We start from the raw sequence: 13,500 nt of genomic DNA, 5'->3' as shown, positions 1-13,500 counted from the left end.
CTGTCGAGGGTTTCGATGACGTAGCGGTTGGCTCAATCGCCGAGGATGTTTTCGCGCAGCGTCGCACCCGGGTAACGCGTCCGGTAGCGCCCGCGTCGCTGCAGTTCGGGAACGACGAGGTCGACGAACTCCTCGAAGCAGCCCGGCGTGTAGGTCGCCAGCAGCATGAAGCCGTCGGCGCCGCCGTCGTCGAGGAATTCCTCGAGTTGATCGGCGACGGTGACCGGAGAACCGATCACCTGCGGCATCGAGAAGCGGAACGAGTAAATCTCAGCAGCCTCGGCTACCGTCACGGCGCTACCCGCCCCTGTCGCCACCAACGCGTCCTTGACTCCCTGGATGCCGGGCACCGGGATCTGCTCCAGCGGCGTCGCAGGGTCGAACTCGGAGAAGTCGACACCCAACTGACCGGAAAGCATCGCCAACGTCGCCTCGGGGCGGAGCAGCGCGCGCAGGTGAGCCGCCTTCTCCCGGGCCTGCGCATCGGTGTCTGCGACTATTACCTGCGCGCCGTAGTAGAGCCTGACCGCGGCGGGGTCGCGGCCGGCGTCGACGACCCGACGGCGAATGTCGTCCGAATAGGCGCGCATCGACGCCACGGTTGGCTGGATCGCGAAGATCGCTTCCGCGGTCTGCGCGGCGAACCGGCGTCCCGGCTCGCTGGCGCCTGCCTGCCACAAAACGGGTCTGCCCTGCGGTGAGGGCGCGACGAAATGTCGTGCTCGGCAGCGGAAGTGCTTGCCCTCGAACACCACCTCGCGGATCTTCTCCGGATGGGCGTACACACCGGTATGCCGGTCCGCGACGACCGCGTCGGGCTGCCACGAGTCCCATAGCTGACAGCAGAGGTCGACGTACTCGGCGATGCGTTCGTACCGGATGGAGCGGTCGGGCATGTCCTGCCCGTACGCGGCGAACTCCGAAGGCGAATACGACCCGACGATGTTCCACGCGATCCGGCCGCCGGACAGGTGGTCGAAGGTCGACAGCCGCCGTGCCATCGAGTACGGATGCTCGAACGCCGTCGACAACGTAATGCCTACACCCAGATACGATGTCGCGCCGGTGATGATCGGCGTCAACGCCGCCGGCTCATGCGTCGGCGCCTGCACCGCGTAGCGAACGGTGGCATCCGAGCTGTCCTCGAATGAGTTGTACGGCGCCAACTCGTCGGCGAGGAACAGTGCGTCGAACAGCCCGCGCTCAAGCGTGCGGGCCAGGTGCTGCCAGTACGGCGGCGAGGCGTAGTCCCATCCGACCTTGTCCTGCGGGTGGCGCCACATGCCGACGGAGTGGCTGCTGACCCCGTGCTGCATGAAGGCCAGGAAGTGGGCGCTGCGCGGTGAGATCAGTACTCCTGCAGGCTTTCTCGCAACGTGGTTCCGGGATAACGGGTTCGGTAGCGGCCGCGCCGCTGCAACTCCGGTACCAGAAGTTCGGTCACGTCGTTGAAGCAACCGGGCGTGTCGGTCGCCAACAGCATGAACCCGTTGCAGCCGCCGTCGTCCAGGTAGGACTCCATCTGGTCGGCGACGTCGGACGGGGTGCCGACGGCGACGGGGGCACCCATCGAGACGCCGTAGATCTGCGCGGCTTCACGCACTGTCACCGGCGCACCGTCCTTGGCCTCCAGGATCGCGTCGAACAATCCCCGGATGCCCTGCACGTCGGCGTCGACCACGTTGTCGTCAAGTTCGAGCGTGGAGAAGTCAAAACCGGTGTGGCCGGAGAGGATTCCGAGTGCGCTCTCGATCTGAACGTTCTCCACAAACTCGGCGTACTTGTCGTTGGCGCGAGACTTGTCGCGGTCGATGATCGTCTGCAGACCGTAGATGAGCTTGACCGACTCCGGGTCGCGGCCGTGGTTGTCGGCGCGGGTGCGGATGTCGTCGGCGTAGGCGCGCATGCTCTTGGGTGTCGGGAAGATGCCGAACACCGATTCGGCGTGTTTCGAGGCGAACTCGCGCCCCTGCTCCGAGGAACCGGCCTGCCACAGCACCGGTCGCTTCTGCGGCGACGGCGCGACGAAGTGACGGCCCTTGGACTTGAAGAACTGGCCCTCGAAGTCGATCTCGCGGACCTTCGCCGGATCGGCGAAGATGCCGTTCTCGCGGTCGTAGACGATGGCGTCGTCATCCCAGGAGTCCCATAGCTGATACAGGATCTCCATGTACTCCTCGACCACCTCGTAGCGCTTGTCGCGCGGCGTGAGATTGTCCTTGCCCATCGCCTGAAACTCGCTCTTGGAGTATGACGTCACGATGTTCCAGCCGACGCGGCCGTTCGTCAGATGGTCCAGCGAAGACAGGTGGCGCGCCATCATGTAGGGCGGAATGAACGACGTCGACAGCGTGATGCCGATCCCCAGGTGTTTCGTGAACGCCCCAACGATCGGCACCAGTGTTGCCGGCTCGTGCACCGGACACTGGCCTGCGTACTTGACGACCGGGTCGGAGTTGCCCTTGTAGGTGGTGTATGGCGCGAGCTCGTCCGCGATGAACATCGCGTCGAACAGTCCGCGCTCCATGATGCGGCCGAGATCGCGCCAGTATTCCGGGCGCGACCAGTGATAACCGACCTTGTCGCGTGGATGCGCCCACATCGTCGACGCGTGATTCATCACGCCGTGCTGCACGAAACCCAGCAGGTGGGCCTTCCTCGTCGCGGTCACGCCTCGACGCTCCTGCGGTCGATGAGGAACGCGAGCACAACCGCCACCGCTGAGCCCACTGCGAGAACAGCTGGGAGGTACCAAAAGACGGGGCTGACGCCGAGCAGCGCGATCACGGCGGTAGACCCCGCCAGCGCGCCGATCGCCTTCCAGGTGAACGTGCCGGCATCGCCGAGCTCGTCGGTCGACAGGTCATCGGGCTCACCCGACGCGGCCGCCGACAGGACGTCCCGACGAACCCGCAAGAAGGCCTGCACACCCAGACCGATGTAAACGATGGCCACCGCCACGCCGGCGACTAAGGCGATCCAGAAGGCGATCATCGGACCGGATCCGGGTCGAGATCACCACTGCGGTCGACCACTTCGACAGCTTCCGAGTGATCGGTGAGCACATCACCCCGCCCTTTCAGGCTGGCGAAGTCGAAGGATTGTTTGGACAGCAGACTGATACCTACTGCGGCCACGAGCGAAATCGCCTCCAAAGTGATGATTCCCTGTAGTTCCCCGACGAACTCCCGCACGGGGTAACCGACCGCCACCGCGAGCACCAAGCTCGTGACGAATGCGATCGCGGTCATACGACGCCAGAAGATTGCCAGCGCCAGCGGAATGATCAACGCGGCCTTGAGGAAGTAGACCGTGTTGACCAGCTGTACGTAGTCGATGCCGGAGCTGACGACGATGCCACCGATGACACCCGCAATGATGATCGAGCTCTTCGTCCATCGGAATAGTGACTTCTGCGCGATGTCGGGCTTTGCGCGCTTCAGGATGTCAACGGCGACAACGGATGACAGTGCCGAGAACGCACCGTCAATCGACGAGTAGCACGCGTTGAGGATGATGAGTACGTAGAGCGCCACCAGGATGATCGGCAGACCGAGGTGGCTCACGACATACGGTCCGATGCCACCGGGACCGGCGTCGCCAAGATCGGCAGCGTCGACGCCGAAGCCGAGCCCGACGAGGCCCAGCAGGCCGAGAACGATCGGAATCGGGTAGAACCACAGGCCCGCCCAGACGAAGGTGCGACCCATCGTGGCGGGCTTCAGCGCCCACGCCTTCTGCCAAAACGTCTGATCGGCCATCGTCGACGCCAGCAGGCCCAGCGACAATGAGATGCCGAACCCGGCGGCCGCCGCGCCGTCGAAGGCGTTCAAGGTGTTGGGTCCCGCCTCGTCGACCTTCTGGAATACGAGTTGCGGCCCGCCGACCTTGGCCAGCACGTACAGCACCACGATCGCCGCGGGCACCGTGATCAGCAATGTGTTGAACGTCGCGGTGATCGCCGAGGTCCACAGACCACCGAAGTAGGAGTAGACGGTCACCGTCGCCAGCGTGATCACCAACACCACAGTCGGATTGATCCCGAAGATCACACCCATGACGAGCACGACGCCGAAGAGGTTGATGAAGATCTCCGCGAGCAGACCGAGCAGCATCGCGATCAGTGCGATCGTCGTGGCCGGCTTGTTTTGGAAACGCTCGCGGATGAACTCCACGATCGTGTAACCGGCAGGCATCTGGCGCCGTAGTTTCAGGGCGAAGGGCACCATCACCATCACGGCCAGGCCGTTGGGAACGACGAACCAGATGAGACCGGACGTACCGAACGAGAAGGCCTGCGCCGACGACATCATCACCGCCATCGACCATGTCCACACCGCGATCACCGATCCGACACCGAACCCGAAACCGATGCGACGGTCTGCGATCACGAAGTCGTGGGTGTTCTTCACCATCGACCGCACGGTGAACGCCACGACGAACATGAAGGCGCCCAGACCGAGCATCAGCGCGAAGCCGATGCCCGGTGACAAATTGGACGGAAGAAACACGGGGCCTCCTGGGCACTAGAACGGCCGGTGCGACCGAGCCCCGGCGGTGCGGAGGCACGCAGCACTGCATGCCGTCGGGGCACGTAGATGGTGTCAAGCCGACGAAGCCCGTGCGAGTATTAGGATCACGCTGAGTCGAGTAGTGGGGACGCACACTCGCGTGTGGTACCGGCGTCTCATTCCCTCAAGCCGACTCCGCCGACCGGATTCAATCGCCGGTGCGCGCGGCGCCCCGTCGCTTGGTCGCCTTGGCGATGAGCTCCTTGACCTCTTCGAGGTGCACCATCATCGACTCCTGCGCGGCCCCCGGATCGTGGTCGCGGACGGCTTCGTAGATGCGGCGATGCCCGCGTGTCGAGATGCGCCGGCCCGCCCTGGTGGCGTGTGAATGCTGCCGCACGTCGTGGGTCCAGTCGCCGGTCATCGCCTGCAGCGACTCCAGCAGTGGGTTCTGCGCCGCACGGGCCAGTAGCGTGTGGAACTCGACGTCCAACCGAAGCGACTCGGACTGCAACACATTCTCGTGTGACCGGTCCAACACGTCGCCGAGCTGTAGCAGATTCGAGGCGGTCGCCCGGCTGGCGGCCAACGCCGCGATCGACGGCTCGATGATCTCCCGCAGTTCCGCGGCGTAGGACGCCGACGCGTCCTCGGCGGACAGGTTGCGAAGATCACCCGAATTCCGTTGTAAACCAAGCACAGTCGTCCCACGGCCCGGCCTGCGCTCGATGAGGCGTTTGGCCTCGAGCTCGTGCATGGCCTCCCGCAACGTCGAGCGCGATACGTCGAACTTCTCCGCTAGCTCCCGCTCGGACGGCAGCCGCGAACCCGGGGTCAACTCACTGGTGGCGATCAGCCGTTCGAAGTGCGCGGCCAGCACCACCGAGATGTTCTGGTGGCGACGCGGTACCGGCAGCTGGGCCATCGGCACATCATAGGGCAGGCACCTCGCGAGTCGCGTCGATGACGCTATGTAAACGGCAACGCCACCGGTGTAAAACGTTGGTAAACCACCCCATCTCACCTGTCGCAATGCGCGGCGGCGGCTTAACGTACGCGGAGTCACTTGGTCGGACCATCCGGCCAATTAGGAGGGATCGGGACCATGACACCTCGAGTCGTGCGGACGTTGGCCGCCGCACTCTGCGCCGCCGCGGCTTTGGCCGGCTGTTCCACCGACAGCGACAAGGCGCAGCCGGCGGCCGCCAGCGGTGAGTACGCCGACGTCGCGAGCTCACCGGCCTGCACCACGCTGCGCCAAGACCACCCGGGCCTGGCCGGTAAGACCATGCGCAACGCGATCAACCCGTACACCCCCGGCTATGAGACCGTCGACCCCACCGACCCGAGCAAGTACCAGGGCTTCGACATCGACCTTGGCAACGCGATCGGCGCCTGCCTCGGGTTCTCGGTGAGCTACGTGCCGGTCGGTTTCTCCGAACTGGTCCCGACCGTGGCCAGCGGGCGCGCCGACTGGATCCTGTCGAACCTGTACGCAACCAAGGAACGTGCCCAGGGCGGCGTCGACTTCGTAAGCTACTCAAAGGTTTTCGACGGCATCCTGGTCAAGAACGGCAACCCGAAGAAGATCACCGGCATCGACACCTCGCTGTGTGGCCTCACCGTGGCGCTGAACAAGGGCTACGTCGAGGTGCCGCTGGTCGAAGCGGTCGGACCCAAATGCCAGGCCCAAGGCAAGCCCGCCCCCACCACCAGCCTGTTCGACAACAGCTCCGACTGCGTGCAGGCCATCCTGGCCGGCCGCGCCGACTCCTACATGAACGACATCAACACCGTGAAGCGCTACATCGCCGAACACCCCAACGATCTGGCGTCCGCCGACACGGTGATGCTGGACTACACGATCGGAATCGGTGTGCCCCGGGGCGATCACGACCTGCGCGACGCCGTCATCGGCGCGCTGAACGAGATCCAGTCGACCGGTCTGCAAGGCAAACTCGCGACCAAGTGGAAGCTCGATGAGAACGCGGTCGCCCAGCCGACCGTGCTCAGCGCCGACTGATGGACAAGTTCACCCACTACCTGACCACCGGCTGGCTGCTCGATGGCATCGTCTTCACCCTGCAGCTGACCCTGTACGGCTTCGCCGGGGGTCTGCTGCTGGGCCTGGTGCTCGCCCTGGCCCAGTTGACCCGCTTCAAACCGCTGAGCGTGCTGGCCCGCACCTACGTCGTCATCTACCGCGGCACACCGCTGATCCTGCAGATGGTTTTCGTGTTCACCGCGCTGCCCCACGCCGGGATCTCGTTCCCGCCGTTGATGGCCGCGTCGGTGGCGCTTGCGATGAACGAAGCGGCGTTCTTCGCCGAGATCTTCCGGTCCGGCGTGCGCGCCGTTGACCCCGGCCAGTTGGCCGCGGCCAGGGCGCTCGGGCTGGTGCCCAGAGTGGTGGCGCTGCGCATCGTCGTGCCGCAGGTCACCCGCATGTCGGTGCCCGCGCTCGGTAACGAGGCCGTCGCCACGATGAAGAACTCAGCGCTGGCCTCGATCATCGCGGTGCCCGAATTGACCCTGCGCACACAGCAACTGACGTCGGCGACGTTCGACTACTTCTCCATCTACTTCGCCACCGGCGTGATGTACCTGGCGCTGACCGGCGCGCTGACCGTGATCCAGTTGCTGCTCGAGGATGCGCTCAACCTCGACCGCGGCCGCAAGCGTTCGGTGCTGTCGCGCATGGTGCCGCTGCCGCGCAGCCAATCCGCGCCGAGCGCGCCACCCGATGACACCCCACCCCCGCCGCCGCTGGATCTGGACGCCCTCGCGCCGCGCACCATCGGCGCCGAGTTGATCCAACTGACCGGCGTGGCCAAGGCCTACGGCGAGCACACCATCTTCGACGGCGTCGACCTGAGCATCCGCTCCGGTGAGGTGGTGGCACTGCTCGGGCCGAGCGGCTCCGGCAAGAGCACGCTGCTGCGGATGATCAACGGGCTCGAGGAGATCGACGCGGGGACCATCACGGTGGCCGGCGCCCGGATCGGATACGACGAACGCGGCCGACGCCTTTCGGTGCGCCAGGCGGCCGAACAACGCCAGCAGCTCGGTATCGGGATGGTATTCCAGCACTTCAATCTGTTCAGTCACCTCTCGGCGCGGATGAACGTCGCCGGGCCGCTGAACTGGACCGGCACCGCCAAACTCGAGGCGGAGGCCACCGCAGAGGCGCTACTGGCGAAAGTCGGTATGGCACAACGCGCCAGCGCGCTGCCGCGTCAACTCTCCGGCGGTCAGCAGCAACGGGTCGGCATCGCGCGGGCGTTGGCGCTGAGCCCGCGGGTGCTGCTGCTCGACGAGCCGACCAGCGCATTGGATCCCGAGCTGATCGCCGGTGTGCTCGACGTCATCCGGGGGTTGGCCCACCAGCAGGGCCTGACGATGTTGATCGCCACCCACCAGCTCGGCTTCGCCAACGAGATCGCCGACCGCGTGGTGTTCATGGCCAACGGCAACATCGTCGAACAAGGACCGGCCGCCGAGGTCATCGGCGCACCCACACACGAAATCACCCGGCGCTTCATGACCGCGATGCGCGCGGCGGAAGTCTAGACGAGGAGTCCACCAATGCCACCCGTCTCATCAATCAGCCCGGCCCGCACCGTTCTTCAGTCCGGGTCGGGGCCCGTGACCGGCAGGCACTACCTGCCGTCGCGGCCCGACGAGGTGCAGTGGGGCTGGCTGCCGAATGCGGCCACCGCACCGGTCGTCGAGCTCGACAGCGGCGACACCATCACCATCGACACCGTCAGCCACGAAGGGATTCTCGAGGATCAGGGCCGCGATCCGGTCCGCTTCCTCGCCGAATTCGGGGTCCGCGAGGACGAGGTGCTCGACGACATGATCGCCATCGCCGAGACCGGCCCCAGCCACGACATCGACGACGGGCCGCACGTGGTGACCGGGCCGATCGCGGTGAATCAGGCCAGGGCCGGCGACGTCCTGCGCATCGACGTGGTGGAACTGACGCAACGCGCCCCGTACGGTTTCATCAGCATGCGGCACGGTTTCGGCGCGCTGCCCGACGAGCTGCCCGCCGAGGGCATGATGTTCAGCCACTTCTGTGAGGTCGACCCGTCCGGCAGCGTCGGCAGAATCGCTGTCGCGCAACGGTTCCTGCAGTTTCCACTGGCCCCGTTCCTCGGTCTGATGGGGGTGGCGCGCAACACCGGTGATCGGGTGCCGTCGGTGCCGCCCGGTGACCACGGCGGCAACATGGACGTCAAACACGCGGTGGCAGGCTCGACCGTGTTCCTGCCGGTGCAAGTGGACGGGGCGTCGTTCTACGTCGGCGACCCGCATTTCGCCCAGGGCAACGGTGAGGTGGCGCTGACGGCGCTGGAGGCGCCGCTGCGCGCCACGCTGCGGTTGACCGTGCTGCGCGGCGACGAGCGCACGCACGCGATCGGCCCGTTGACCTCACCGATGATCGAAACGTCCTCGCACTGGATCCCCACCGGGATGGACGTCGACCTCGACGAAGCGATGCGCAAGGCCGTACGAAACGCGGTGGCGTTGCTGCGTCAGCGCTTCGATATCCCCGAACCCGTTGTCCTGGCCTATCTTTCCGCCGCCGCCGATTTCGAGGTCAGCCAGGTGGTCGACGCGGTCAAAGGTGTGCACTGCATGATCGCCAAACGCGACTTCGCGGCCTGGTTCTGAGCCGGTGTCAGATGCCGCGCAGCCGGACCGATAGACACGTGACACAGCCCTCGAGCTTTTCGAACTCACCGATGTCGACAAGCACCGGTTCGTAGCCGCGCGCCCGCAGCAGGTCAGCGGTTTTGGGCGCGGCCGACGACATCAGCAGCTTCCGGTCGCCGAGCAGCACCACGTGTGCGCCCGGCTCCTCGGGCACCGCGAGGAACGCCGGGAACACCGATGGATCGTCGACCACCGGTTCGTAGCCGATGATCGTGCCGTCCGGCAGCGCGGTCACCGCCGATTTGAGGTGCAGCGCCTTGGTCAACGGCACTGTGATCACGTTCGCGCCGTACGGCGCCAGGTGTTCGGCGAGCTGCCGGATTCCCTCGGCGTTCGTGCGCCCGGACTGCCCGACGTACACCGTGCCGCCGTGCTTCAGGACGTCTCCGCCGTCGAGCACGCCGGGCGCCTCGATACGCGCGATGCGGTAACCCAATTCAGCGATGACCTTCTCGGTGCCCGCGGTCTCGGAGCGCCGCTCGGCGGCGCCCGACCGCGCGATCACGGCGAGGTCCCCGTAGACGACGACGGTGTCCTCGACGAACACGCTGTCGGGGGAATCCGGCGCCGGTTCGACTTCGGTCAACCGCCAACCGGCGTCGACGAAAGCCCGCACATAGGCGTCCCACTGCTTCATCGCGACGTCCTGGTCGACGGGCGACCGCTCGAGGTGGGTCAGCAGTCCTTCTGCCAGGCGCGGACCGGGCCGTCGCACTAGCGCCTTCTTGGCATGCACGGTCCCGATCGTACGGTTGCCGCACGGCCATACACTTGACATAGCGGTGTATGGTCAAGGCTATGACGCAGACCACATGCCCGTTCGGCCCTGGGTACGACTTCACCGATCCCGACGTGCTGCTCAAGGGCATCCCCGTCGCCGAGTTCGCGCAGCTACGCAAAACCGCGCCGGTGTGGTGGAACGAGCAGAAGGAGTCGATCTTCGACGACGGCGGCTACTGGGTGATCAGCAGGCACGCCGACATCAAGGAGATCTCGCGCAACGGCGAACTGTGGTCGACCAATCGCAAGGGCGTGGTGATGCGGATGCCCGAAGGCTCCACGCCCGAGCAACTCGAGCTGACCAAGGCGCTGCTGATCAACCACGACGCGCCCGAGCACACTCGGCTACGCAAGATCGTGTCGCGGCTGTTCACCCCGCGGGCCGTCGCCACGCTGGAGGAGAAGCTCACCGTGGCTGCCCGCGAAATCGTCGCTGCCGCAAGGGAAAAGGAGAGCGGCAACTTTGTTGATGACATCGCGATGGGCCTGCCGTTGCTGGCGATCGCCGATCTGCTCGGCGTGCCGGAGGCCGACCGGGAGAAGTTGTTCCACTGGACCAACCTGATCATGAACACCGACGACCCGGACTTCGAGGCGGACGTCATCGCCGCCAACGCCGAGTTGATGGGTTACGCCTACAACATGGCCGAGGAGCGGCGGCGCTGCCCGGCAGACGACATCGTCACCCGCTTGGTCCAGGCCGACATTGACGGGGAGGCCATCGAAGACGTCGAGTTCGCGTTCTTCGTCATCCTGCTCGCCGTCGCGGGCAACGAGACCACCCGCAACGCGATGACACACGGTATGAACGCATTCTTCGAGAATCCCGACCAGTGGGAGTTGTTCAAACGTGCGCGGCCGGAGACCACCGCCGACGAGATCGTGCGCTGGGCCACGCCGGTGCACTGCTTCCAGCGGACGGCGTTGGCGGACACCGAGATCGGTGGCGTCACCGTTCGCGAGGGGCAGCGGGTCGGCCTCTTCTACAGCTCCGCCAACTACGACGAGGAGGTGTTCGAGCACCCGTTCCGGTTTGATATCCGGCGGGACCCGAACCCGCATCTCGGCTTCGGCGGCAACGGCGCGCACTACTGCATCGGCGCCAACCTGGCGCGCATGGAGATCAAGCTGATCTTCAACGAGCTGGCCAGTCAGGTTCCGGACATCGCCAAACTGGGGGAACCGCAACGGCTTCGGTCCGGCTGGATCAACGGGGTCAAGGAGCTGCAAGTCTCCTACCGCGGATAACATCGGCCCGTGCGCACCCATGGCTGGTCGGGCTCGGCCCCCGCGACGGATGAGGAGGCCATTGCCCGCATCCTCGACGCCGCCGGCAAGGCGATCGACGCCAAGGGCGCCGACTTCTCCATCACCGACGTCGCACGCGCGTTGGGCGTCACCCGGCAGACCGTCTACCGGTATTTCCCGAGCACCGACGCGCTGCTGGTCGCCGCCGCTGTACATGCCGCCAGCGGCTTCCTGGACCGGTTGGCCGCGCATCTGCAGGGCATCTCGGATCCGGCCGAGGCAGTCGCCGAGGGCGTCGCGACCGCGCTGGAGTGGTTACCGCGAGACAAACATCTTGGTCTGCTGATCGTTCCCGGTCGGCCCAGTCGGCACACCGAGGAAGTGACGTCCGACGTCGCGTTGGACTTCGCGCATTCGATGGTGCGCCGGTTCGACGTGGATTGGGCCGGCCTCGGGTTCACCGATGCCGATCTCGACGAACTCGCCGAGCATCTGCTGCGCATCATCCAGTCGTTCGTGATCGATCCCGGCCGCCCGCCACGCAGCGGCGACCAACTGCGGGCTTACCTGAGGCGCTGGGTGGGCGGGGCTATACCACCGTCAGCGGTAGCGACTTCCTCGGTTCGAACACGAACGTCGCACCGCCGCTGACCTTCGCGACGGATACTTCCGGTAGTTCCTTTGCCGCGGTGTCGGTTTCGAACACGCGAGCCGTCCATTCGGTGTCTGTCCCTGCGAGCTCCACGTCGAGGTGGGGGTCGACCGCCGCGACCGCCGCCTGCAGCGGACGGGCCTCGGCGGGGCTGATCAGCGACACCCACGTGCCGTCTTCGTGGGCAGGTGAGCGCTGGACGTGCACGGTGTCCGGGCCGAACTCGGCGGACACGTAGGCGCTCGGGTTGAACACCGGGTGCAGTTCCAGCATCCGTACCGCGCCGTCGATGTCCTTCGACAGGCCGAGCGCGCGGTGGATGCGTTCGGCGGCGATACCCGCCAATCCGATCAGTTGTTTGGTGCAGATCTCGTTCGCCAGTTCGGTGTTCGTTCCCGCGCGCTTGCCGACCGCGAGCACGAATGACAGGTTCAGCAGGTGCATCTGCAGCGCGACCTCATCGGCCATCCGCACGAGCGCGGAGTTGGAGAAAGCCGCGAAGTCGAAGTCGGAGACCAGATCACCGGAGTAGTCACTCTGTCCCTGTTCGCCGGCGTCGATGGGGGCGAGTTCGGTTGCGGCAGCCCGGGTTCTGCGGATGACGTCCAGCGCAGGGTGGTCGTCGACTTCCGGATACGACTCGTCGATGATCACCGTCCACGCGCAGTGTGGTTGGCGGTCGGCGGGCACCCGTGGCGGCCGGTGGATCGGCCTGATCTGGGCCCGGCGGTTGGTGGCCACCGCGGTGGCGTCGAACGTCGGGTCTTCGATGTCGTGGCACATGCCGCGGACGTACTCTTCGCCCATCGGCTCGACGTCCAGCAGTGCCCCGCAATGATCGAGATGAAACTCGCCGTGCCACCGGTCGTGCACGGCGTAGCGGAAATCCATGAACTGCGGCGGCGCACCGATGTCGAGCTGTAGGCCTTTGAAGATCGTGATGACATCGTCACCCTCGTAGCGCAGTGCCCGCTGCATCCGCCTGGTGTAGATGGGGCTGGCACCCATCCACTCCTCGATCGCGATCTGCAGCATCTCCTCACGGCCGAAATTGCTGATGCACCACGCCATTCCGGAGCGGTCGATCATCTGCCCGATCAGCAGGAGCTCCGGCACCAGCGTCGCGAGCTGATCCCGCGACAGGCCAGCGTACCTACTTGTCATGGATCTTGCCCCCGGAGTGCATCTGCACGGCCGCGTTGACGTTGGCCTTCTTGTCCTCACCCTGCTGCTTCCTGCGTTGCTTGGTCACCTTGGTGATCACGCCGTCGAGCTTGGACCCGAGCGGGAAGCCGAGGTAGTGGGTGAGGAAGATCGCCATCTCCTTGAGTTCGTCCTCGGTGATCTCACCGTTGGCCAGCGCGGCGTTGGCCTGGATCTCGGCAAGGTCGCTGTTGCCGAGCGCGGTGACGACGGTCAGCGTCATGATCCGCTTGTCGCGCATCGACAGGCCTGGCCGCGTCCAGATGGTGCCGAACAAATGGTCGGCGGTCAGTGCGAAGAAGTCGTTGCCTTCGACGTTCGGCATCTCCCAGCCGTAGACCTCGTTCATCTTCTCCAGGCCCTTGCGGCGCAGTTCGTCCATGG

13 protein-coding genes are annotated in these 13,500 nt (G+C 65.7%); 5 read left to right on the top strand and 8 right to left on the bottom strand.

The features are described 5' to 3' along the window. Positions 1-32: 32 nt before the first annotated feature. The 5 genes from C1A30_RS30015 to C1A30_RS29995 form a co-directional block, all read right to left on the bottom strand. Positions 33-1,316, bottom strand: coding sequence for an LLM class flavin-dependent oxidoreductase (locus tag C1A30_RS30015; protein WP_101951856.1), 1,284 nt, complete (start codon positions 1,314-1,316; stop codon positions 33-35). Positions 1,317-1,348: 32 nt separating this feature from the next. Next, a complete protein-coding gene (locus C1A30_RS30010) occupies positions 1,349-2,671 on the bottom strand; it encodes an LLM class flavin-dependent oxidoreductase (RefSeq protein WP_101951854.1) in 1,323 nt (440 codons plus the stop codon). Continuing rightward, the gene (locus tag C1A30_RS30005; protein ID WP_101951852.1) at positions 2,668-2,994 is read right to left on the bottom strand and encodes a hypothetical protein; all 327 of its coding nucleotides are present in this window, start codon (positions 2,992-2,994) and stop codon (positions 2,668-2,670) included. Before C1A30_RS30005 ends, C1A30_RS30010 begins: the two co-directional genes overlap by 4 nt. Then, positions 2,991-4,511, bottom strand: a complete 1,521-nt coding sequence (locus C1A30_RS30000) for a sodium:solute symporter (RefSeq protein ID WP_200828467.1) — start codon at positions 4,509-4,511, stop codon at positions 2,991-2,993. Before C1A30_RS30000 ends, C1A30_RS30005 begins: the two co-directional genes overlap by 4 nt. A gap of 208 nt (positions 4,512-4,719) precedes the next feature. Further along, positions 4,720-5,436, bottom strand: coding sequence for a FadR/GntR family transcriptional regulator (locus C1A30_RS29995; protein WP_101951851.1), 717 nt, complete (start codon positions 5,434-5,436; stop codon positions 4,720-4,722). Between the two features lie 180 nt (positions 5,437-5,616). Here C1A30_RS29995 and C1A30_RS29990 point away from each other — a divergent pair, with 180 nt between their 5' ends. Genes C1A30_RS29990 through C1A30_RS29980 form a run of 3 tightly spaced genes read left to right on the top strand, consistent with a single transcriptional unit; the run spans position 5,617 to position 9,191 of the window. Next, on the top strand, positions 5,617-6,534 hold the full coding sequence (locus tag C1A30_RS29990; protein WP_101951850.1) for an ABC transporter substrate-binding protein: 918 nt from the start codon (positions 5,617-5,619) through the stop codon (positions 6,532-6,534). Continuing rightward, complete coding sequence (locus C1A30_RS29985; RefSeq protein WP_101951848.1) at positions 6,534-8,081, top strand: amino acid ABC transporter permease/ATP-binding protein; 1,548 nt, start codon at positions 6,534-6,536, stop codon at positions 8,079-8,081. The genes C1A30_RS29990 and C1A30_RS29985 overlap by 1 nt, the downstream gene beginning before the upstream one ends. Before the next feature lie 15 nt (positions 8,082-8,096). Then, positions 8,097-9,191 (top strand): acetamidase/formamidase family protein, encoded by a 1,095-nt coding sequence (locus C1A30_RS29980; protein ID WP_101951847.1) that lies wholly within the window; start codon positions 8,097-8,099, stop codon positions 9,189-9,191. Between the two features lie 7 nt (positions 9,192-9,198). Here C1A30_RS29980 and ddaH read toward each other — a convergent pair whose 3' ends face one another. Next, on the bottom strand, positions 9,199-9,969 hold the full coding sequence (gene ddaH, locus C1A30_RS29975) for a dimethylargininase (RefSeq protein WP_101952982.1): 771 nt from the start codon (positions 9,967-9,969) through the stop codon (positions 9,199-9,201). A 62-nt stretch (positions 9,970-10,031) separates the two neighbouring features. Between ddaH and C1A30_RS29970 the strand changes: the two genes are divergently transcribed. Together C1A30_RS29970 and C1A30_RS29965 are read left to right on the top strand one after the other, a co-directional pair. Beyond that, the gene (locus tag C1A30_RS29970; protein WP_101952981.1) at positions 10,032-11,261 is read left to right on the top strand and encodes a cytochrome P450; all 1,230 of its coding nucleotides are present in this window, start codon (positions 10,032-10,034) and stop codon (positions 11,259-11,261) included. 9 nt (positions 11,262-11,270) lie between these two features. Continuing rightward, positions 11,271-11,912: a TetR/AcrR family transcriptional regulator gene (locus tag C1A30_RS29965; protein ID WP_101951846.1), complete on the top strand. Its 642-nt coding sequence runs from the start codon at positions 11,271-11,273 to the stop codon at positions 11,910-11,912. On the opposite strand, the gene C1A30_RS29960 is transcribed toward C1A30_RS29965, so the two are convergent. Both C1A30_RS29960 and C1A30_RS29955 read right to left on the bottom strand, forming a co-directional pair. Then, positions 11,851-13,077 carry a hypothetical protein gene (locus tag C1A30_RS29960; protein WP_101951844.1) on the bottom strand — a complete coding sequence of 409 codons (1,227 nt, stop codon included), beginning with the start codon at positions 13,075-13,077 and terminating at the stop codon, positions 11,851-11,853. The genes C1A30_RS29965 and C1A30_RS29960 overlap by 62 nt on opposite strands. Further along, the gene (locus tag C1A30_RS29955; protein ID WP_101951842.1) at positions 13,067-13,498 is read right to left on the bottom strand and encodes a carboxymuconolactone decarboxylase family protein; all 432 of its coding nucleotides are present in this window, start codon (positions 13,496-13,498) and stop codon (positions 13,067-13,069) included. Before C1A30_RS29955 ends, C1A30_RS29960 begins: the two co-directional genes overlap by 11 nt. Positions 13,499-13,500 lie beyond the last annotated feature (2 nt).

The sequence above is a fragment of the Mycobacterium sp. 3519A genome (assembly GCF_900240945.1).
Lineage (GTDB): Bacteria > Actinomycetota > Actinomycetes > Mycobacteriales > Mycobacteriaceae > Mycobacterium.
This window is presented reverse-complemented; position numbering and strand designations above follow the sequence as displayed.

What these genes read in the sequence shown, in the direction of transcription:
- C1A30_RS29990 (WP_101951850.1), top strand. Translation starts at nt 5,617, where the DNA reads ATGACACCTCGAGTCGTGCGGACGTTGGCCGCCGCACTCTGCGCCGCC.
- C1A30_RS29960 (WP_101951844.1), bottom strand. Translation starts at nt 13,077, where the DNA reads ATGACAAGTAGGTACGCTGGCCTGTCGCGGGATCAGCTCGCGACGCTG.
- C1A30_RS29980 (WP_101951847.1), top strand. Translation starts at nt 8,097, where the DNA reads ATGCCACCCGTCTCATCAATCAGCCCGGCCCGCACCGTTCTTCAGTCC.
- C1A30_RS30005 (WP_101951852.1), bottom strand. Translation starts at nt 2,994, where the DNA reads ATGATCGCCTTCTGGATCGCCTTAGTCGCCGGCGTGGCGGTGGCCATC.
- C1A30_RS29970 (WP_101952981.1), top strand. Translation starts at nt 10,032, where the DNA reads ATGACGCAGACCACATGCCCGTTCGGCCCTGGGTACGACTTCACCGAT.
- C1A30_RS29995 (WP_101951851.1), bottom strand. Translation starts at nt 5,436, where the DNA reads ATGGCCCAGCTGCCGGTACCGCGTCGCCACCAGAACATCTCGGTGGTG.
- C1A30_RS29955 (WP_101951842.1), bottom strand. Translation starts at nt 13,498, where the DNA reads ATGGACGAACTGCGCCGCAAGGGCCTGGAGAAGATGAACGAGGTCTAC.
- C1A30_RS30015 (WP_101951856.1), bottom strand. Translation starts at nt 1,316, where the DNA reads ATGCAGCACGGGGTCAGCAGCCACTCCGTCGGCATGTGGCGCCACCCG.
- C1A30_RS29985 (WP_101951848.1), top strand. Translation starts at nt 6,534, where the DNA reads ATGGACAAGTTCACCCACTACCTGACCACCGGCTGGCTGCTCGATGGC.